The organism is Virgibacillus dakarensis, from assembly GCF_900155625.1.
In the GTDB taxonomy this organism is placed as follows: Bacteria; Bacillota; Bacilli; order Bacillales; family Amphibacillaceae; genus Lentibacillus_C; species Lentibacillus_C populi.
On the sequence record NZ_LT732554.1, the window covers coordinates 1,188,054 to 1,209,193 of the forward strand.

Here is a 21,140-nt window from a genome sequence, read left to right on the forward strand (position 1 = left end):
CACCGTTACAGGGTTACGCAAGCGCTTCCCGGCTCCCGCTGCCTAAAACAACATATCAAATAACTTCTTTAAAACACCTTTTTTCTCAGCATCCTTCTGCTTGTCTTTTTGTTCACCGGCTCCATCCTCATCTGGAAAATGCAACGAACAATATTCTTTCGGTTCTGTACCTTTTTTAAAATACATGACACGGCTGTGTTTGCAGTAACGGGTTGCTCGCTTGCCGGTTTCCGGATCGATGGGCACGGCGACAACCCCGGATGGTACGTCAAACTTATGTGGCGGGATATGTTTATGGGCCCCTTCCATAAATCCGGCCCAAACATTTTTTGCATAGGAACCTTCTGCAACTTTTTCTATTGGGCGATTGTCGTCATAGCCTGTCCAAATACCCATTACCAGATCAGGGCTGTAGCCAATCATCCAGCTATCGGAATTCGTTGTTCCCGATTTGCCCGCATAAGTACGGGTCAGTTTATCTGCTATTGACGAACCAGTCACAGCCATATACCCATTTAACGAACGGTCAAACATTCCCGTCATTAGTTGCGTTAAAATAAATGTACGCTGGGCATCGAGGATTTGTTCACCTTGTGCATTGTCCCGTTCATAAACGGTTTTTCCATTGCGGTCAACAATTTTTTCAATCGTATGGCTGGAAATGTCGTGACCTCCGTTAGCCAGGATTCCGTAGCCCGTCACCATTTCATTGACAGATATTGAAGCAGTTCCCAATGCGAGTGATGGTACCTTGGGCAATTTGCTTTCAATCCCGAATCGCTGTGCCGTATCAATCAATTTCTCCACGCCTAAAAACAGGTTCGTTTTTACCGCGTAAACATTATCGGACAATGCTAATGCCTGTGCAAGCGTAATTGGTTCATTTGCGTAATACCCATTGTAATTGCCAGGCTGGTAAACCTGCCCATCCTCCAGTTCAAAAGTGGTTGGCTTGCTCATGAGCATGGTTGTTGGAGTATAGCCGTTTCCGAGTGCTGCATAATATAAAAACGGCTTAAAGGCAGATCCCGGCATCCGTTTTGCCTGGATAGCCCGATTGAATGTGCTATTCTGGTAATCACGGCCGCCAATAAGTGCGTGAATCCCGCCTGTATCCGGATCCATTGCAATTGCTCCTGCCTGGATTTTACTCCTTTCCTGAAAAACATCATTAACTTCCTGTTCCAGTTGTTTTTGCTGATTGATGTCTAACGTTGTATGAATTTGATAGCCGCCGGCACGTACTTTTTCTTTGTCAAGATCTAAAATCCCCGCAGCCTCCTGTAAAACAGTATCAAGAAAATATGGGGCAAGCTTGTCTTGTTTCTCCTCGACTGTTTCAGCAAAAGCAAGTTTTTCCTTTGTTGCCAGTAAGAAAGATTCGTTATCGATTACCTTTTTATCGCGCAATAATCCTAATATCCATTTTTGCCGTTCTTTTGCATTCTCCATGTTGTTGAATGGCGAATAATAGGCGGGTCCTTTTGGAATTGCAGCCAGCATCGCAGCTTCTGCAAGTGACAGTTCATTTGCCGATTTATCGAAAAAATACCGGCTTGCCGCTTCCACGCCATATGCACCATGCCCATAATAAATCGTATTTAAATAGCCTTCCAAAATCTCATCTTTTGAATAAAACATTTCCAGGCGGATCGTGTAAAAGGCTTCTTGTAATTTTCTTGTCCAAGTTTTTTCAAAGGACAAATATAAATTTCGGGCATATTGCTGTGTTAGTGTACTGGCGCCTTCTTTTAGCGACATCGTTTTCAGATCCGTCCAAAGAGCGCCGGCAATGCGCGGAATATCAAATCCATTATGGTCATAGAAATGCTGGTCTTCGGCAAGCAGTATAGCCTTAACCAGTTGTGGTGATATGTCGTCTAAGTCTACCCAGTAGCGGCTTCCGTTCCCGCTCTCTTCGCCAACCACCTGGCCGTCCTGGCTATAGTAAATGGTATTTTGTTCTGTTGACAGCTTCGGTGGTCCGAGTAGAAAGCTGACCAAATAAACACCCGCTATAAAGATAATAGCTGACAGGATAATACCGATCGTCAGTTTTCTAAAAAAATGTTTCTTTATCCAGCTCATCATTTTAGCTCCAATTTTCGTGTGTGCATTCATCAATCATTATGGGAAAAGGAAAACGGAAATAAACACCACTTAAGAAAAAAATGGCACGTATCCCACACTTTTTCGTTGATAATGTGCGATTCCAGTCGATATGTCGCGCTTTTTGGTTGATGGAGGCGATTTCTTAGATTATTACACAATTATACGGACTTAATCTAAACGTAGAATTCGATGATTCAGGGGAAATGCTGAACAAACGTTCGAAATCGCTGAACAAACGCGAAAAACCGCTGATCAAACGCAAAAGTCGCTGAACAAACGTTCGAAACCGCCGATCAAACGCGAAAAGACGCTAATCAAAATGGAAAAGTCCGATGATCAACAAGAACACCACCAAAAATCAGCTTAATATTGAATTACTCCCCCATTTATCGCTATAATAGGTAAATATCCGATTAATCAAGCAGGAGCGATTTTATGGAAATAGAGCAAACCCGGGTTGCCGTCGAATTTTGCATGACGATTGAGGATAATGGTCAACTGGAAGAAACGAAAGCAGAAGCAACCGGAGTTTTATATAAAAAGGGCCAGATGGATGTACTGACATATAATGAACATACCGAGGATAACGATATAATCAAAAACCTGCTGACTATTCAGCCGGAAAAGGTCAGCATTAAACGAACGGGACCAGTACAGATGCACCAGCAATTGCGGCTAAAGCAACCATCGGAAAATCTATTTCATCATGCACATGGTACGATACATATGGAAACATTCACGGACCGGATAAATTATCAGCCGTTAAGCACCACCAGCCAAGGGAAACTGGCAATCGATTATCATGTCAGACTAAATGGACAACAAATAGCACGCAAGCATCAATTAACACTGACGTTGAAAGAGGAGGAGTAAACGAAATGAACGTATTAGCACAAACGGAAGAAACATTGAAACAAGAAATTGCCAAAGCGGTAATTAAAGCGAATCTTGCTGCAGAAGCTGAATTGCCGGATATTATTCTGGAGAAGCCGAAAGACAAGGCACACGGAGATTTTGCTTCAAACATTGCGATGCAGCTTGCCCGGATTGCCAAAAAGGCACCACGGCAAATCGCCGAAGATATCGTGGCAAATCTGGATCAGACAAAGGCAGCAATTGAAAAAGTCGAAATTGCTGGTCCTGGCTTTATCAATTTTTTCACGAAAAATGATCTTTTGGGTGAGCTGATTCCGACCATTTTACAAGCGGATCATGCATACGGCAGGTCCAATGCTGGTCGAGGGGAAAAAATCCAAGTTGAATTTGTCTCGGTTAATCCGACTGGTGATTTGCATCTTGGCCATGCGCGAGGGGCTGCATTTGGTGACGTACTTTGCAATGTGCTGGATACAGCTGGCTATAAAGTCCAGCGTGAATACTACATGAATGATGCTGGCAAGCAAATCGACAACCTGGCATTATCCGTTGAAACCCGTTATTTGCAAGCGTTAAATATCGATGCTGAAATGCCTGAGGACAGTTATCGCGGCAAAGATATTGTTGGAATTGGCGAAGAACTTGCAAAAAAATACGGAAATAAGTGGGTCAACGCAGATCGGGATGAACGGCTTGCCTTTTTTAAAGAATATGGCCTGGAATATGAAATGGGTAAACTAAAAAAGGATTTGACCGATTTCGGCGTACATTTCGATAATTGGTTTTCCGAACGCTCTTTATATAAAGATAATAAAATTACCGATGCGTTAAACACGCTTAAGCAAGGTGGTTATATTTACGAAAAAGATGGGGCGACATGGTTCCGCTCCACTGAATTTGGCGATGATAAGGATCGTGTTTTAATCAAACAGGACGGGGGTTATACGTATCTGACACCGGATATTGCCTACCATCAAAATAAGCTGGAACGGGGCTTTGATAAAATAATTAACGTCTGGGGCGCAGACCATCACGGGTATATTCCGCGGATGCGGGCGGCGATTCAGGCTTTAGGTTATGAAAAAGAAAAGTTTGCTGTAAAGATTATTCAAATGGTTAACCTGTTTGAAAACGGTGAAAAAATTCGGATGAGCAAACGGACAGGAAACGCCGTTGCATTGCGTGAATTGATGGATGAAGTTGGTGTTGATGCGGTTCGCTATTTCTTCGTGATGCGTTCCAATGATTCCCAGCTTGATTTTGATTTAAGTCTGGCACGTTCCCAGTCAAATGATAATCCTGTTTATTACGTACAGTATGCCCATGCAAGGATTTGTACCATGCTGAAGCAAGCGGAAGATAGAGACTTGATTGACGAGCATTATGATGCAAGCTTGTTAACAGCGGAAAAGGAACTTGACTTATTGAAAAAATTAGGAGAATTCCCGCAAACCATTGCTGATGCAGCGGAAAAGGAAACACCACATAAGGTGACGCAATATATTTTTGAACTGGCTTCATTGCTGCATAGCTTTTACAATGCTGAAAAAGTGCTGGATGCCGAAAATCCGGAACGAACAAAAGCGCGGATTGCCTTAATGAAGGCCGTTCGAATTACGATTGCCAATGGCCTGAGCCTGATCGGTGTAACGGCTCCTGAAAAAATGTAACTTAGCCTCCTCATCCAATGTAGATGAGGAGATTTATTTTTTGTTTAAAGATATGTTCTCGGCAACGGAAGTTTTTTCCGTATTGAAGGGGCGTTTGTGCTTTTGTTTCATTGCTACTCCCTTACTATAATAAAAATGACAATTATCACATATATATATAAATATGTTGACTGAATGATCATTCATCATTTAAAGTAGTATTATAATCTTTTAAAGTTATGCTCTGACTTAGGAATTTTTCGGAAAATGCAATCGCTATCATTTTGGTTATAGTAGAGGCACCAGAGCTGGACGTGGCTTATCCATTCAATAACAAACTAGAGCCTGAATTTTATACTTTCTTTAAATAAGACAAAGGGGGAGCGGATAGGATATGGATACGTTTTTGTTGATCAATGCGATTCTATTTACAGCTATTGTTATGTATGGACTATATTTATTTGGTAGAGTCGTAGCAACACGGACAGCCTATATCAAACTGGGTAAAAAATCAACGTTTGATGGTGAAGTGAAGGAGCGCTTGCGGAGGATTGGCAAAATTGTTTTTGGGCAATCAAAACTGTTAAAGGATAAAAAATCCGGTATCATGCATGTCATGATGTTCTATGGATTTATCCTTGTTCAATTTGGTGCCATCGATATGTTTGTGAAAGGTCTGGCACCCGAAAGGCATTTACCATTTGGGGTATTTTATCCTGGGTTTACGTTTTTCCAGGAGCTTGTCACTTTAATGATTCTCGTTGCAGTTGCTATTGGCTTTCACCGCCGCTATGTGGAAAAAATTGTAAGGTTGAAACGTGGATTTAAAGCAGGACTAGTACTGATTTTTATTGGAACGTTAATGCTATCCGTATTGGTTGGAAACGGGATGGCCCAAATCTGGCACGGCCATGACGCAACCTGGACTGAACCGGTTGCCAGTTTGATCGGACTAGGCTTTGGCTGGATGTCCCCGACCGCAGCAGCAGTAGTGTTCTATATTGCCTGGTGGGTTCATGCCATTACCATTCTTACATTTTTAGTATATGTGCCGCAATCAAAGCATGCACACTTGATTGCAGCGCCGATCAACGTATTTTTAAGTAAACGGGTAACTGGAAAATTGAATAAACTGGATTTTGACATAGATGAGGATGCCGAAGAAAGTGAAGAGGAGATTTCCTTTGGCGTCGGGAAGGTAGAGGATTTTGAACAGTATCAGCTGATTGATTTTTACGCCTGTGTGGAATGTGGCCGCTGTACGGATGTATGCCCGGCAGCAGGAACGGGTAAAATGCTGTCGCCAATGGATTTGATGATCAAAATGCGTGACCATTTAACCGAGAAAGGGGCAGCGATTACTGGGAAAACGCCATGGGTTCCGGCGTATGCATTTGCCAATACCAAAGGCAACCAAATTGCAAAATCCGAGGCAGCTGCAAGTGTGGAAGATGTCAGCCTGATCGGTGATGTTATCACTATTGAAGAGCTTTCTGCATGTACAACTTGCCGGAATTGTGAAGATGCGTGCCCCGTGATGAACGAGCATGTTGATAAAATTATTGACCTTCGCCGTTATCTGGTCATGACAGAGGGGAAAATGGATCCAGATGCCCAACGTGCTGTGATGAACATCGAGCGTCAAGGTAATCCATGGGGCTTGTCGAAAAAAGACCGGATTAAATGGCGCGAATTAGATGAGTCTGTGTCTATTCCGACTGTTAAGGAATTGAAAAAGGAAGATAAAGAATTTGACTATTTATTCTGGGTAAGCTCAATGGGTGCCTATGATAACCGCAGTCAAAAAATTGCTATTGCATTTGCCAAACTGATGAATGAAGCAGGGATCCGTTTCGCGATACTAGGCAACAAAGAAGCAAATTCAGGCGATACAGCCCGCCGAATCGGCAATGAATTTTTATTCCAGGAAATTGCTGAGAAAAACATTAAAGAATTTGAAAAACATGACGTGAACAAGATCGTTACGATCGACCCACACGCGTACAATATTTTCAAAAATGAATATCCTGACTTTGGATTTGAAGCGGAAGTTTATCATCATACGCAATTATTGTTTGATTTGGTGATGAATGGAAAACTAAAACCGCAGCGGGAAATCAACGAAAGGCTTACGTATCATGATTCCTGTTATTTAGGGCGCTACAATGGTGTGTATGATCCGCCAAGGGAAATTCTCCAGTCGATACCAGGACTTGAACTTGTTGAAATGGAGCGCAGCCGGGAAAATGCGATGTGCTGTGGAGCTGGCGGCGGATTAATGTGGAGTGAAGAAACGACCGGTAACCGGATCAATGTCGCCCGAACAGAACAGGCAATCGCTGTTCAGCCATCCATGATTTCCAGCGCCTGTCCATATTGTCTAACAATGCTGAGTGACGGTACAAAAGCAAAAGAAGTGGAAGACGATATCGGCACAATGGACGTTGCGGAAATTCTGGCCTTATCCGTATTTGCCGAGGAACATTCGAAAACAGCATAATTCTTACTGTCCAATTTTGGCAAAGATGATCAAACTAGTAATCTTGTAGTGCGTGTTCAAAAAGTCGCCGCTTATCATTTGGTGACTTTTTGAACATCCTCTTGTATGTCAATTTTGCTTAATGATTCAAATTAATGATAGAATGGAAGAGAGGGTAAATAGCCCCCTCTTCATTTAAACTGTATATCTGAGCGAGCGTTCAATCGAATAAAGAAAGCGTTATCAAAGCTTGTTCTAATAGAAATACATAATTTAGAAGGGAATGGTTTAACAATGAGAAAAACAGTAATCATTTCAGGAGCAAGAACACCATTTGGCAAATTTGGCGGAGCATTAAAATCATTTACCGCTTCCCAACTAGGTGGAAAGGCAATCCGTTCCGCACTAGATCGTGCTGGTCTGACAGAATCGGAAATTGATGAAGTCATCATGGGAACGGTTTTGCAAGGCGGTCAAGGCCAGATTCCTTCACGACAGGCAGCACGGGAAGCAGGAATTCCATGGGAAGTAAAAACAGAAACGATTAACAAAGTATGTGCCTCAGGTCTCCGCAGCGTTACATTGGCCGATCAATTAATTCGTCTTGGCGATGAAGAAGTGATCGTTGCTGGTGGGATGGAGAGCATGAGCAATGCGCCATACTACCTGCCGGATGCTCGCTGGGGAAATCGCATGGGTGATAAAAAGGTAGTTGATTTGATGATACATGATGGCTTGACATGTTCGTTTAAAGGAATCCATATGGGTAACTATGGAAATTCAACTGCTGAAGAATTTGGATTGACAAGAGAACAGCAGGATGAGTGGTCACTCCGCAGTCACCAGCGAGCGATAAAAGCGATAGAGGACGGCAAATTCGCTGAGGAAATTGTCGCATTAGAGGTTCCGCAACGTAAAGGGGGAGCCATTGTTGTTGATACCGATGAGGCCCCCCGTAAAGATACAAGTATGGAAAAGCTGGCTACATTGCGCCCTGCTTTTGACCCGGATGGTACGGTCACAGCCGGTAATGCACCGGGAGTCAATGACGGCGCATGTGCATTTGTCGTTATGGCTGATGAAAAAGCAGCCGAGCTTGGCAAAACACCAATGGCAACGGTTCTAGGCCATGCAGAAGTAGCGGTTGAAGCTAAAAATTTTCCACAAACCCCAGGACTTGTAATTAATAAACTGCTCGAGAAAACAGGATACTCCAAGGATGATATTGATTTATTTGAGATTAACGAAGCTTTTGCCGTTGTTTCTTTGGCTAGTGGACAAATTGCTGGTATAGATCCGGAAAAGGTAAATGTGAATGGTGGCGCAGTAGCACTAGGTCACCCGATTGGTGCTAGCGGCGCTCGCATTATTTTAACACTGATTCATGAACTAAAACGCCGCGGTGGTGGATTAGGGATTGCGGCGATTTGCAGTGGCGGTGGCCAAGGGGATGCCATTTTAGTGGAAGTACCTAAACAGTAAACTATAGGCAAGGGGCAGTCTCTTAAATAGTAATATTTTGTACGGGATGAGCGCGCGGGTAACATTTTTGGACCGCGCAATACCATCCAAGTACTGTAAAATAGTGCATCCTAAGCAGTAATAACACCATATGCAAAGGCATATCACCAATAAATATCATGGTGCTCAGATCATAAGGGAGGAATCAGACGAACATGGATATAAAAAAAGTGATGGTAATCGGTGCAGGACAAATGGGCTCAGGGATTGCCCAGGTCTGTGCCCAGTCAGGCTTTGATGTTTTTTTAAACGATATGAGTGAGCAAGCATTGGAAAAAGGCATGAAAAATATTGAAAAGTTATTGATGCGAGCAGTCGAAAAAGAGCGAATCACGGAAACACAGAAAACGGACACGTTAAATCGGCTGCATCCTTCGACAACATTAACCGATGCCGCTTCGTGTGATGTAGTCATTGAAGCAGTCGTCGAAAATATGGAAGTGAAGGCTAAGGTGTTTGCCGAACTCGACAACATCACACCAAAACATGCCATTTTAGCGTCGAATACATCCTCATTACCAATTACAGAAATAGCAGGTGCAACAAGTCGCCCCGATCAGGTAATTGGGATGCATTTTATGAATCCGGTTCCAATAATGAAACTGGTTGAAATTATTCGCGGACTGCAAACGAGTGATGAAACATATCAGACAATAGAAAACATGGCAAAACAATTAGCGAAAACGTCTGTTGAAGTGAGTGATTTACCAGGATTCGCTGCCAATCGTATTCTTATGCCAATGATTAATGAAGCAGTATTTGCATTATACGAAGGAGTAGCATCGGTTGAAGACATTGACACAGTGATGAAACTCGGCATGAATCATCCGATGGGACCTTTGACATTAGCTGATTTCATCGGTTTGGACACGTGTCTTTATATCATGGAAGTACTTTACGAAGGATTTGGCGACAGTAAATATCGCCCATGTCCATTACTTCGGAAATATGTGAACGCTGGCTGGCTTGGTAAAAAGTCGGGCCGCGGATTTTACCAATACGGCGATTAAAGCCACACTGCCGGAAGCGCAATAGATAAATATAGAAGGTCAAAACGATTTTTACGATAACAGCATGATAGACAAAAAGGGGGCGAATGGATGAACTTGTATTTATCCGAGGAACAGGAAATGATCCGTAAGATGGTGCGCGACTTTGCCCATAAAGAAGTCGCAAAAGAAGTGGAACGTATGGAACGAGAAGACCGTTTCCCAAGAGAGCTCATTCAGAAGATGGGGAAGCTTGGGCTGATGGGAATCCCAATCCCGACGGAATATGGTGGAAGTGGCATGGATCTCATCTCTTATATTATTGCGATAAATGAATTATCCAAAGTTAGTGCCACACTTGGCGTCATTTTATCCGTACACACATCTGTAGGGACTAATCCAATCCGTTATTTCGGTAATGAAGAACAGAAGAAACACTACTTGCCTAAGCTTGCCTCCGGTGAATATTTGGGTGCGTTCGCCCTGACAGAGCCTGGTGCGGGTTCAGATGCAGCCAGTTTGAAAATGAAAGCGAAAAAAGCTGGCGACAACTATATTTTAAACGGGTCAAAGATGTTTATAACGAATGGGGGGGAAGCAGACACGTACATTACCTTTGCCCGCACAAGCGATGAACGGGGAAAAAGCGGTGTGAGTACATTTATCGTCGAAAAAGATACACCGGGTCTAGTCATCGGCAAGAAGGAAAAGAAAATGGGGTTACACGGTTCCAATACGGTACAACTAAATTTCGACCAGTGTATCGTTCCGCAAGAGCAGCTGCTTGGTAAAGAGGGAGACGGTTTCAAAATTGCGATGGCCATTCTGAATCATGGGCGAATTGGAATTGCTGCTCAGGCTTTAGGAATTGCTGAAGCAGCACTTGCGTACGCCACAAACTATGCGAGTACCCGTGAACAATTCGGTAAGCCCATTGCCCATAATCAAGGAATTTCCTTTAAACTAGCTGACATGGCAACAGAGGTAGAAGCTGCAAAACTATTAACCTATCATGCTGCATCGCTTGTTCAGCAAAATAGTGCGTGTAGCAAAGAGGTATCCATGGCCAAAATGTACGCGGCGAAAACCGCAAGAAAAACGGCAATTGAGGCTGTGCAAGTATACGGCGGTTACGGATATACCAAGGACTACCCTGTGGAACGCCTTTTCCGGGATGCGAAGATAACAGAAATCTATGAAGGAACAAACGAAATACAGCATATCGTTATCGCCAAACATCTCTTACTAGACTGAAAAGCTCTAACTAGCTGGCACTGTTTAGTGCTTTCAAGCATGGGCGAGTGCAGTTTTTTGAATAAGATATATGGAATCAATTAGTATAGCGATTTAACACAGGACTTATTAGATATAAAAGATTATAAGGGAGGTGACCCTGGTTGTTTTAATGTTTTTAACATGGATTGCACCTAAAATGACCAGGAGTACAAAATGAATTTTCAACTAACCGATGAACAGGAAATGCTGCGTAAAATGGTTCGGGATTTTGCGAAGAAAGACGTCGAGCCAACAGCAGCTAAGCGTGATGAAGAAGAACGCTTTGACCGCGAAATTTTTAATAAAATGGCGGAACTTGGCTTGACCGGGATTCCATGGCCTGAAGAATATGGCGGGATTGGTGGGGATTTTGTCAGTTATGTCATAGCTGTAGAGGAGCTATCACGTGTTTGTGCCTCAACAGGTGTTACACTATCGGCACACCTGTCGCTTTGCAGCTGGCCAATCTTTAAATACGGAAATGAAGCACAAAAGCAAACATTCCTCACTCGTTTGGCAACAGGTGAAGCATTGGGCGCCTATGCGCTGTCAGAGCCTGGTGCAGGAAGTGATGCGGCAGCTATGAAAACAACCGCGAAAAAAGATGGCGATCACTATGTGCTGAACGGGAATAAAGTGTGGATTACCAACGGTGGTGTGGCTGATATTTATCTTGTTTTTGCCAAGACAGATCCAGAGGCCAGACATAAAGGGGTTAGTGCTTTTATTGTCGAAAAAGGCACAAAGGGATTTACTTTCGGCAAAAAAGAAAAGAAATTGGGCATTCGTTCATCCCCTACAACCGAATTAATTTTTGAAAATTGCCGTGTACCGAAAGAAAATATGCTAGGTGCGGAAGGAGAAGGCTTTAAAATTGCCATGGCAACCCTTGACGGAGGACGCAATGGCATCGCAGCACAGGCATTAGGTATTGCCCAAGGAGCACTTGATGCGGCGGTTGACTATGCAAAAGAGCGTGAGCAATTTGGCAAACCGATTGCACATAATCAAGGAATCTCGTTTAAGTTAGCTGACATGGCAACCGAAGTTGAAGCTGCCCGTCTGTTAACCTACCAAGCAGCATGGCTGGAATCACAAGGACAGCCATACGGAAAAGCATCAGCAATGTCAAAATTATTTGCAGGTGACGCTGCGATGCGTATTACGGTGGAAGCAGTCCAGGTATTCGGTGGCTATGGCTATACAAAGGATTACCCGGTCGAGCGCTATATGCGCGATGCAAAAATTACGCAAATCTATGAAGGAACAAATGAAGTACAGCGCCTGGTTATTGGCAGGATGCTGACGAAATAAAGTTGGAGCAATGAAATCGGCATTGAGCCGATTTCGCGCGACAACCCAAGGGGAACGCGCGACATGATGTCGAGCTCGTATTGGATGAAGCTAGTGATCCATACAGGTTGTTATCGGAATGGTATCAAAAATGGAAGAAGGAAGGGAGGGTGTACATGACGGACAAACAAATTCTTTCCTCTGTAAAGGATCAGGAGTTGATTGAAAAACGGCGCACCCAAATGGTTCAAGGAGCGATTACCCTTTTCAAGGAAAAAGGCTTTCATCGGACCACTACGAGAGAAATTGCCAAGGAAGCGGGCTTCAGTATCGGAACGCTGTATGAATATATTCGTACAAAAGAAGATATTTTGTTTCTAGTTGTCGATTCGATTCACCATCAGGTTCGTGACCAGCTGGAGGCAAAAATTAACTTGGCAACTCCATCCGTTGCAAACTTTGTCTCTGTGATTCAATCCTATTTTCACTTGATGGATGACATGCAGGAGGAGGTTCTCATCCTATATCAGGAAGTAAAATCGCTCAAAAAGGAATCAAGAGAATACGTGCTGCGTAAAGAGCGGGATATGATCAGTATGCTCGAACGAGTTATTGCTGCCTGTCTGCCTGATGAAATAGCGAAACAGGATGTGGAGCTTTTAGCAAACAATATTTTTGTCCAAGGGCAAATGTGGGGATTCAGAAGGTGGATACTCCAAAAGCAATTTACACTGGAAGAATATATTGACGGTCAAATCAATTACCTGCTGAAAGGTTTAAATATTAAGGCACAACCAGACGAGGGATTTACACAAAAGGGAGGAGTATAAATAATGGAAAGCCCGGAAGTTTACTATCCAAAAAACCCTGTCCGTATCGTATCCGCTTCCAGTCTGTTTGATGGGCATGATGCATCGATTAACATTATGCGGAGAATTATGCAGTCCAGTGGTGCAGAGGTTATCCATTTGGGGCATAACCGCTCCGTCGAAGAAGTGGTGCACGCCGCCATTCAGGAGGATGCACAAGGAATAGCTATTTCATCCTATCAAGGAGGTCATGTCGAATATTTTAAATACATGGTTGATTTATTAAAGGAACTCGGTGCAGATCATATTAAGGTTGTCGGCGGCGGCGGTGGAACGATTCTTCCCCGCGAGATTAAGGAGCTGCACGAATATGGTGTGACATGGATCTTTTCACCGGAGGACGGCAGGAAGTATGGACTCCAAGGCATGATTAATCGTATCTTGGAAAAATGTGATTTCGTTCCCCCGATTAATGTCAAAAAGGATCAGGAAAAATTGTTCAAGGGAGATCGTGGTGCTATTGCAAAATTCATCACCTATATGGAGAACGGTTCGGTCGATGATACGGAAAAACAGACAGTATTGAAAGTGATCCGGCAGAAGGCACATGATAAAACCCCCGTTCTCGGGATTACTGGTACCGGCGGAGCAGGAAAGAGCTCCTTGACCGATGAATTAATCCGTCGTTTCATCCATGAGATTCCGGATAAAAAAATCGCGATTATTTCGATCGACCCGACAAAAAGGAAAACAGGTGGAGCGTTGCTTGGTGACCGGATTCGCATGAATGCCATTTTTAGCGACCGGGTTTATATGCGGTCACTTGCAACCCGCGATTCAAGTACGGAATTATCCAAAGCAATCCAGGAAGCCATCGAAGTTGTGAAAGCCTCCGGTTATGACTTCATTATTGTGGAAACAAGTGGTATCGGTCAGGGGAATGCTGCAATCACCGATGTAACGGATCTGTCCATGTATGTCATGACAGCGGAATTCGGGGCTCCATCCCAATTAGAGAAAATTGATATGATTGATTACGCCGACTTTATAGTCATTAATAAATTTGAGCAAAAAGGGTCTGAAGATGCACTGAATCAAGTTCGTAAGCAATATGAACGAAGCCATATGCTCTTCCACCAGGACCAAACAAAGTTCCCGGTATTTGGGACCATTGCAAGCCAGTTTAATGATGAAGGTACGAATGCATTATTTGCCTCGATTGTCGATACGTTAAACGAAAAATACGATTGGAATGAGACGATCGACTTCAATCGGAATACCATTGCCGAAAAGCAGAACATGATCATTACCAACGAGCGCCGTCATTATTTGCGCGAAATTGCAACACATGTGCGCAACTATCATCATAATGTCGAAAAGCAAAGTGATATCGCGCGAAAGCTTTACCAGCTTGAAGGGGTAAAAGAAGTATTGGATGGAGACGCTGCCATCCAAACCATTGATGATAAAATTGCCAGCCTCGAGGAAGAGCTTGATCCAAAAACAAAAAAACTGCTGGACAGCTGGGATGAAACAAAGGAAAGGTACAGTCAGGATAAAATGACATTCGCTGTTCGGGGTAAAGAAATCGAAATGGATATTGTCACCGAATCATTGTCAGGCTTAAAAATTCCGAAAGTTGCATTTCCCAATTATACAGACTGGGGTGAGCGGCTAACCTGGCTTTTAAAAGAAAATGTCCCTGGTGCTTTTCCATTTACAGCAGGAGTTTTCCCTTTTAAACGCAAAGGGGAGGATCCGACACGACAGTTCGCCGGTGAAGGGACACCAGAGCGGACAAACCGCCGTTTTCATTATTTATCAAAAAATAATGATGCGAAACGTCTTTCGACAGCGTTTGATTCGGTGACATTATACGGAGAAGACCCAGCAAAACGCCCGGATATCTATGGAAAAGTCGGCGAAAGCGGGGTTAATATTTGTACACTTAGAGACATGAAAAAGCTGTACGATGGTTTTGATTTAACGAATCCATTAACATCGGTATCGATGACGATCAACGGTCCGGCACCAATTATCCTGGCGATGTTTTTCAATACAGCAATTGATCAGCAACTTGCTAAATTTAAAGAAGAAAACGGCCGGGAACCTAACAAAGCGGAATATGAAAAACTGAAAGACGATACATTGGCCGTTGTTCGGGGAACGGTTCAGGCCGATATTTTAAAAGAAGATCAGGGGCAAAACACGTGTATTTTTTCAACTGAATTTGCGTTACGTATGATGGGGGATATTCAGCAATATTTTATCGATAAAAACGTCCGCAATTATTATTCGGTTTCGATATCCGGCTATCATATTGCCGAAGCAGGAGCAAATCCGATTACACAGCTTGCCTTTACACTGGCAAACGGATTTACTTATGTGGAATATTATTTGAGCCGGGGAATGGACATTAACAAATTCGCCAAAAACCTGTCCTTCTTTTTCTCAAACGGACTTGATCCGGAATATACGGTGATTGGCCGTGTTGCCCGTCGTATCTGGGCTGTGACCATGAGGGATAAATATGGCGCCGATGAACGGAGCCAGAAGTTGAAATATCATGTGCAAACGTCTGGAAGGTCTTTGCATGCACAGGAAATTCAATTTAATGATATTCGCACCACATTGCAGGCATTGCTAGCAATTCAGGATAACTGTAATTCTTTGCATACTAATTCTTATGATGAGGCGATTACAACGCCGACAGAGGAATCGGTACGACGAGCAATGGCGATTCAAATGATTATCAATAAAGAGTTCGGCCTAACGAAAAATGAAAACTCCCTGCAAGGTTCATTTATTGTTGAGGAGTTAACCGATCTTGTTGAGGAAGCAGTACTACAGGAATTTGAAAAAATGAATGACCGAGGCGGCGTATTAGGAGCAATGGAGCGGCAGTATCAACGTGGTAAAATCCAGGAAGAATCGCTTTATTACGAAGGCAAGAAACATTCAGGTGAACTGCCGATAATTGGCGTAAATACGTATTTAAGTCCAAATCCGCCTTCAGAGGAAGAGATTGATTCCATGGAGCTTGCCCGTTCATCGACTGAGGAAAAAGAACATCAAATCAGTGAGCTGCATAAATTCCAAAATGCCAATAAGGCGCATGTTGACGCTGCACTAAAACAGCTAAAGCAGGTTGCCACATCCGGTGGGAACATCTTTGCTGAACTGATGGAAACCGTCAAAGTGGCGAGTCTTGGACAAATTACGAATGCACTGTATGAAGTAGGCGGGCAGTACAGGAGAAATATGTGATTTCATGCGTTTTTTGATACGGAAGAAAAAAAGTGAACAAAGGCGCTGGAGCCGGACGTGGCCTGCCCTGACATGAGCGGAATAGTGCCGGATTTTTATACTTTCTTACCTGTTGAGAAAAACAAGATGTTTTTCTCAACTTTTTTATGGTTTTCCCTAGCATATTCAGTCTTGATTTGTTTATAATGTATGGTATGGTTTATTAGAAAATAGGCTAAAATGAAAGATTATTAATAAATGTCCATGATAAAAGCAAGGCTGATGATAAAATAGAAAAGGGAGTGCGTTACCGTGAGCTTGAAAACTTATAGCCACGAAGATTTAGCAGATATGTCGATGATCGAATTGGCAAATTTAATTTTATTAGATGAAAAAAAAGCGCTTGATTTTAGAGAGGTTTTTGAAAAAATTTCGGAACTAAAAGGCTTTACGGAAGAACAGAAAGAACAATTTATTGCGCAATTTTATACGGACCTGAACATTGATGGCAGGTTTATGACACTTGGTTCCAATATGTGGGGGCTGAAACGGTGGTACCCGGTTGAGCAAATTGATGAGGAAATAACAGCTGAACCAAAGAAAAAGAAGAAGGCGAAGAAAAAGAAAAAAGCGGAAGAAGATTTTGAATCAGATGCTGAACTTGATATTGTTGACGAAGACATCGAAGTACTAACGGATGATTTCGTTGCCGATGAAGAGGAAGAAGACTTTGATGATTTTGAAGATGACGAAGAGCTTGATGAGGATTTTGCCGATGAAGATGAAGAGGACATCGACGATGATGAAGAGGAAGAAGAGAATAAATAATCCAAAATGGCTGCTTGACTTTTTCCTATCACATGAGTACAATTTTTATTGGGCTCTTTAAATTAAAATCAATGAAGCGTTCCCCCTGGTTGGGGGGAACGCTTTTCGTATTTTAAAGAGGCAAGCAAATAAATTTACGTTTAAATCACACATGTTGATGAACATTAAACGGTAATGATGCAGTTTTCTCAAAATGAAGCACCACCATATACAGTACAGAAGGAAGAGGGATGGATAATGACAAAGTATATTTTTGTAACGGGCGGTGTTGTATCATCGCTTGGAAAAGGGATTACGGCAGCTTCTTTAGGGAGATTATTAAAAAATCGCGGTTTAAAGGTGACCATTCAAAAGTTTGATCCCTATATCAACGTTGACCCCGGTACCATGAGCCCATATCAGCATGGTGAAGTATTTGTAACGGAGGATGGCGCGGAAACGGATCTGGATTTAGGTCATTATGAACGTTTTACCGACATCAACTTGAATAAATACAGTAACATTACAACGGGAAAAGTTTATTCAAGTGTTATTAAAAAAGAACGACGTGGGGATTATCTTGGTGGCACGGTTCAAGTTATTCCCCATATTACAAATGAAATAAAAGAGCAAGTATTTCGGGCTGGACAAGCAACTAAAGCGGACGTTGTAATTACAGAGATTGGCGGTACAGTCGGGGACATTGAATCATTGCCATTTTTGGAGGCAATCCGCCAGATTAAAAGTGATATCGGCCGCGACCATGTCATGTATATTCATTGTACACTTGTTCCATATATTAAAGCGGCAGGTGAAATGAAAACAAAGCCGACTCAGCATAGTGTGAAGGAGCTGCGTTCATTAGGAATTCAGCCGGATGCGATTATTTTGCGAACGGAACTACCAATTAGCCAGGACATGAAAGATAAAATTGCTCTTTTCTGTGATATTAACGAAAAGGCGGTTATTGAAATGCGTGACGCCGATACACTTTATCAAGTACCGATCGCACTGCAGGAACAGCATCTGGATCAATTAACTTGTGACCATTTCGGGCTGGATTGCAAGCCGGCTGCTATGGACGAATGGAAGCAGCTGGTCAATAAGGTGCGAAATTTGTCAAAAACAGTAAAAATTGGCCTTGTTGGAAAATATGTCGAACTTCCTGATGCCTATATTTCGGTTGTCGAATCATTGAAACATGCCGGATTTCTTTACGATACAGATATCGACATTCATTGGATCAACGCGGAGAAGCTGGATAAGGAAACAATTAAGAAGGAACTTGCCCAGGTTGATGGAATATTAGTCCCTGGAGGTTTTGGCGACCGGGGTATTGAAGGAAAAATTGAAGCAATCCACTATGCTCGGGAAAACAATGTTCCATTTTTCGGCATTTGTCTGGGAATGCAATTGGCTACCGTTGAATTTGCCCGCAATGTATTAGGGCTTGAAGGGGCACACTCAGCAGAAATAAATCCGGAAACATCATATCCGATCATTGATTTATTACCCGAACAGAAAAACATCTCTGATTTAGGTGGTACATTAAGGCTAGGGATATATCCATGTAAATTGCAGGATGGTACAAAAACGAAAGCTGCATACAATGGAGAGGATATCGTTTATGAACGGCACCGTCACCGATATGAATTTAATAATGAATACCGCAATCTAATGGAGGATAATGGCTTCATCTTCTCCGGCACGAGTCCAGATGAAAGATTGGTGGAAACGATTGAACTGGACAACCATCCATGGTTTATTGCCTGCCAGTTTCACCCGGAATTTAAATCGCGCCCTACCAGACCGCAACGTTTATTTGCCGGCTTTATTGACGCTGCGATAAAACATCAGTAATCACCTGATCAATATCAGCGACCATTGTGTTTTGCACTGTCCACTAAGTATGAATCATATAATTTTTAAAACTTGAAACCCGCCTATAATAGGCGGGTTCTTATTTGCATATAATTTTTATAATTTGGAATATAACCGTATTTGTGTTTTTGTTCTCTAAAAAGAAGGATATTGGCTATTTTTATCGAAATAACATTATGGAGGAACAAAGGCGCAAGCGCCCGGTTAGCGAAGTATAAACTGCGCCCTGCCAAGCAGGGTGGTTCGGTGTTGCTGCCGGGAGCAGCGGTTTTAACCGAACATTCCTACGAAGGAGATAAAGGAAGTTTACTACAGCTTTAGCGCTGGAGCCGGACGTGGCCTGCTCTGCTGTAAGCGTAATAGCGTCTCAAATTTTGTACTTTCTTTACTTATGATAAAGAGATACTTATAAGGATGGTTAGAGTCTATGAAAAAAGAGATATTAATAGTTGATGATCAACCTGGTATACGATTATTATTACAGGAAGTGTTTGAAAATAGTGGCTATCATGTTGTGACAGCTAAAACGGGGAAGGAAGCGTTGGATAAAATACATAGTGGTACGTTTGATTTAATGATGCTTGATTATAAATTACCTATTGTTGATGGTGTAAAGGTTCTCCAACAATTAGAACTTGAAGAGATTAACATACCGGCAATCGTCATGAGTGGTCTAGTTGAGGAACTCGTCAAGGAATTGGCGAATTATCCGAATGTAAAGGAAGTTGTCGGCAAACCTTTTAATATTAATAGCATATGCACCATTGTAAACAAACTGCTTGGGTGTGAATCATAAAGTGAAACTTCATTCAGTGGGGTTCCTTCCTCCCTCACTGAATGTTAGCCTGAGAACCACACGATGTGGGTCACGAAGACGTAGACATAAAAGGAGGTGGCATTTTTCTTATTGTATTTAGGCTCTATTCTGCTTACGTCAGAGTTGGCCATGTCCAGCTCCAGCGCTAAAGCCAAGCAAACTTCACACTCCTTCACTACGATAAGTCAACATCGGTTCGGGTAGGAAGGAAGGAAGGCCGACTAAAAACGGACTTTGCGTCCAACTCACGTCTACCCCTTTTGCAGGGGCATGTTTCCTTTATCTCATTGCGGAGTGCTCCAGTTTGTACGTTGCTAAACGGGCGCTTCCGCTTTTCTTATTGTTCCTAAAATCGGCCATTTACGGGCTATAAAGGAAATGAAGTGGCGGAAGTATACATATGTTGCGACTTTAAACGTGAATTGGTATTCTTATACTGTAATTAATACTAATTTGTATAGATGTACCTTGTCTATGAAGGAGGATAATAGGATGCCATTAGTGTCGATGAAAGAAATGCTTGAAAAAGGAAAAGCAAATGGGTATGCTGTTGGACAATTCAATATCAATAACCTAGAATATATTCAGGCTATATTACAAGCGGCCGAAGAAGAAAAATCACCAGTTATTCTCGGTGTTTCGGAAGGTGCCGGAAAGTATATGGGCGGCTTCAAGGTTGTTGTCGCGATGGTTAAAGCGTTAATGGAGGAATATGGTACAACCGTGCCTGTTGCGATCCACCTGGACCATGGTTCAAGCTTTGAAAAGGCTGCACAGGCAATTCACGCCGGATTTACCTCTGTTATGATCGATGCCTCACATGATCCACTGGAAGAAAATATTGCCGTAACAAGTAAAGTAGTTGAATTGGCACACATTCATGGTGTATCCGTGGAAGCCGAACTCGGTACAGTGGGCGGACAGGAAGATGACGTTGTGGCTAATGGCGTAATCTACGCAGACCCTAAGGAATGTTTAGAACTGGTTAATCGTACAGGAATTGATTGTTTGGCACCAGCACTAGGTTCCGTTCACGGGCCGTATAAAGGGGAACCAAACCTTGGATTTGCTGAAATGGAGGAAATCTCCAAAACAATCGAACTTCCTTTAGTATTGCATGGCGGTACAGGAATTCCAACAAAGGATATCCAACATTCTATTTCATTGGGTACGGCAAAAATTAATGTAAACACCGAAAATCAAATTGCCCAAGCGAAAAAGGTCCGGGAAGTATTAAATGAAAAACCTGACCTGTACGATCCGCGAAAATATTTAGGACCAAGCCGCGATGCCATTAAAGAAACCGTTATTGGCAAAATGCGTGAATTTGGTTCATCAAATCAAGCGTAAAAGCACAAAAGCGGAAGCACACTAGTCCCTGGGGCT

At 42.7% G+C, this 21,140-nt stretch carries 14 protein-coding genes; 13 read left to right on the forward strand and 1 reads right to left on the reverse strand.

The genetic code is table 11. From position 1 onward, the window contains the following. Positions 1-42 precede the first annotated feature (42 nt). Positions 43-2,091, reverse strand: coding sequence for a transglycosylase domain-containing protein (locus CZ382_RS15565; RefSeq protein ID WP_235000449.1), 2,049 nt, complete (start codon positions 2,089-2,091; stop codon positions 43-45). Positions 2,092-2,547: 456 nt separating this feature from the next. Between CZ382_RS15565 and CZ382_RS15570 the strand changes: the two genes are divergently transcribed. The 13 genes from CZ382_RS15570 (at position 2,548) to CZ382_RS15630 (ending at position 21,104) form a co-directional block, all read left to right on the forward strand. Further along, a complete protein-coding gene (locus tag CZ382_RS15570; RefSeq protein WP_088052137.1) occupies positions 2,548-2,985 on the forward strand; it encodes a DUF1934 domain-containing protein in 438 nt (145 codons plus the stop codon). Between the two features lie 5 nt (positions 2,986-2,990). Beyond that, positions 2,991-4,658 (forward strand): arginine--tRNA ligase, encoded by a 1,668-nt coding sequence (argS, locus tag CZ382_RS15575; RefSeq protein ID WP_088052138.1) that lies wholly within the window; start codon positions 2,991-2,993, stop codon positions 4,656-4,658. A 373-nt stretch (positions 4,659-5,031) separates the two neighbouring features. Beyond that, the gene (locus CZ382_RS15580; RefSeq protein WP_088052139.1) at positions 5,032-7,137 is read left to right on the forward strand and encodes a heterodisulfide reductase-related iron-sulfur binding cluster; all 2,106 of its coding nucleotides are present in this window, start codon (positions 5,032-5,034) and stop codon (positions 7,135-7,137) included. 273 nt (positions 7,138-7,410) lie between these two features. Continuing rightward, a complete protein-coding gene (locus tag CZ382_RS15585) occupies positions 7,411-8,598 on the forward strand; it encodes an acetyl-CoA C-acetyltransferase (protein WP_088052140.1) in 1,188 nt (395 codons plus the stop codon). Positions 8,599-8,792: 194 nt separating this feature from the next. Beyond that, entirely contained in the window at positions 8,793-9,647 is an 855-nt protein-coding gene (locus CZ382_RS15590) for a 3-hydroxybutyryl-CoA dehydrogenase (protein WP_088052141.1), read from the forward strand. 90 nt (positions 9,648-9,737) lie between these two features. Further along, on the forward strand, positions 9,738-10,880 hold the full coding sequence (locus CZ382_RS15595) for an acyl-CoA dehydrogenase (RefSeq protein WP_088052142.1): 1,143 nt from the start codon (positions 9,738-9,740) through the stop codon (positions 10,878-10,880). Positions 10,881-11,075: 195 nt separating this feature from the next. Then, the gene (locus tag CZ382_RS15600; RefSeq protein ID WP_088052143.1) at positions 11,076-12,215 is read left to right on the forward strand and encodes an acyl-CoA dehydrogenase; all 1,140 of its coding nucleotides are present in this window, start codon (positions 11,076-11,078) and stop codon (positions 12,213-12,215) included. A 155-nt stretch (positions 12,216-12,370) separates the two neighbouring features. Beyond that, positions 12,371-13,024, forward strand: a complete 654-nt coding sequence (locus tag CZ382_RS15605; RefSeq protein WP_088052145.1) for a TetR/AcrR family transcriptional regulator — start codon at positions 12,371-12,373, stop codon at positions 13,022-13,024. Between the two features lie 3 nt (positions 13,025-13,027). After that, complete coding sequence (gene icmF, locus CZ382_RS15610) at positions 13,028-16,270, forward strand: fused isobutyryl-CoA mutase/GTPase IcmF (protein WP_088052147.1); 3,243 nt, start codon at positions 13,028-13,030, stop codon at positions 16,268-16,270. A 291-nt stretch (positions 16,271-16,561) separates the two neighbouring features. Then, positions 16,562-17,077, forward strand: coding sequence for a DNA-directed RNA polymerase subunit delta (rpoE, locus tag CZ382_RS15615; protein WP_088052149.1), 516 nt, complete (start codon positions 16,562-16,564; stop codon positions 17,075-17,077). A gap of 237 nt (positions 17,078-17,314) precedes the next feature. Then, positions 17,315-18,916, forward strand: a complete 1,602-nt coding sequence (locus CZ382_RS15620) for a CTP synthase (protein WP_088052151.1) — start codon at positions 17,315-17,317, stop codon at positions 18,914-18,916. Between the two features lie 448 nt (positions 18,917-19,364). After that, positions 19,365-19,733 carry a response regulator gene (locus CZ382_RS15625; protein WP_088052153.1) on the forward strand — a complete coding sequence of 123 codons (369 nt, stop codon included), beginning with the start codon at positions 19,365-19,367 and terminating at the stop codon, positions 19,731-19,733. 513 nt (positions 19,734-20,246) lie between these two features. Then, the gene (locus CZ382_RS15630; protein ID WP_088052154.1) at positions 20,247-21,104 is read left to right on the forward strand and encodes a class II fructose-bisphosphate aldolase; all 858 of its coding nucleotides are present in this window, start codon (positions 20,247-20,249) and stop codon (positions 21,102-21,104) included. The last annotated feature ends 36 nt before the right edge of the window (positions 21,105-21,140 follow it).

Excerpts from the sequence above, each read along its gene's own strand:
- CZ382_RS15565 (WP_235000449.1), bottom strand. The coding sequence starts at position 2,091 with ATGATGAGCTGGATAAAGAAACATTTTTTTAGAAAACTGACGATCGGT.
- CZ382_RS15570 (WP_088052137.1), top strand. The coding sequence starts at position 2,548 with ATGGAAATAGAGCAAACCCGGGTTGCCGTCGAATTTTGCATGACGATT.
- argS (WP_088052138.1), top strand. The coding sequence starts at position 2,991 with ATGAACGTATTAGCACAAACGGAAGAAACATTGAAACAAGAAATTGCC.
- CZ382_RS15580 (WP_088052139.1), top strand. The coding sequence starts at position 5,032 with ATGGATACGTTTTTGTTGATCAATGCGATTCTATTTACAGCTATTGTT.
- CZ382_RS15585 (WP_088052140.1), top strand. The coding sequence starts at position 7,411 with ATGAGAAAAACAGTAATCATTTCAGGAGCAAGAACACCATTTGGCAAA.
- CZ382_RS15590 (WP_088052141.1), top strand. The coding sequence starts at position 8,793 with ATGGATATAAAAAAAGTGATGGTAATCGGTGCAGGACAAATGGGCTCA.
- CZ382_RS15595 (WP_088052142.1), top strand. The coding sequence starts at position 9,738 with ATGAACTTGTATTTATCCGAGGAACAGGAAATGATCCGTAAGATGGTG.
- CZ382_RS15600 (WP_088052143.1), top strand. The coding sequence starts at position 11,076 with ATGAATTTTCAACTAACCGATGAACAGGAAATGCTGCGTAAAATGGTT.
- CZ382_RS15605 (WP_088052145.1), top strand. The coding sequence starts at position 12,371 with ATGACGGACAAACAAATTCTTTCCTCTGTAAAGGATCAGGAGTTGATT.
- icmF (WP_088052147.1), top strand. The coding sequence starts at position 13,028 with ATGGAAAGCCCGGAAGTTTACTATCCAAAAAACCCTGTCCGTATCGTA.
- CZ382_RS15620 (WP_088052151.1), top strand. The coding sequence starts at position 17,315 with ATGACAAAGTATATTTTTGTAACGGGCGGTGTTGTATCATCGCTTGGA.
- CZ382_RS15625 (WP_088052153.1), top strand. The coding sequence starts at position 19,365 with ATGAAAAAAGAGATATTAATAGTTGATGATCAACCTGGTATACGATTA.
- CZ382_RS15630 (WP_088052154.1), top strand. The coding sequence starts at position 20,247 with ATGCCATTAGTGTCGATGAAAGAAATGCTTGAAAAAGGAAAAGCAAAT.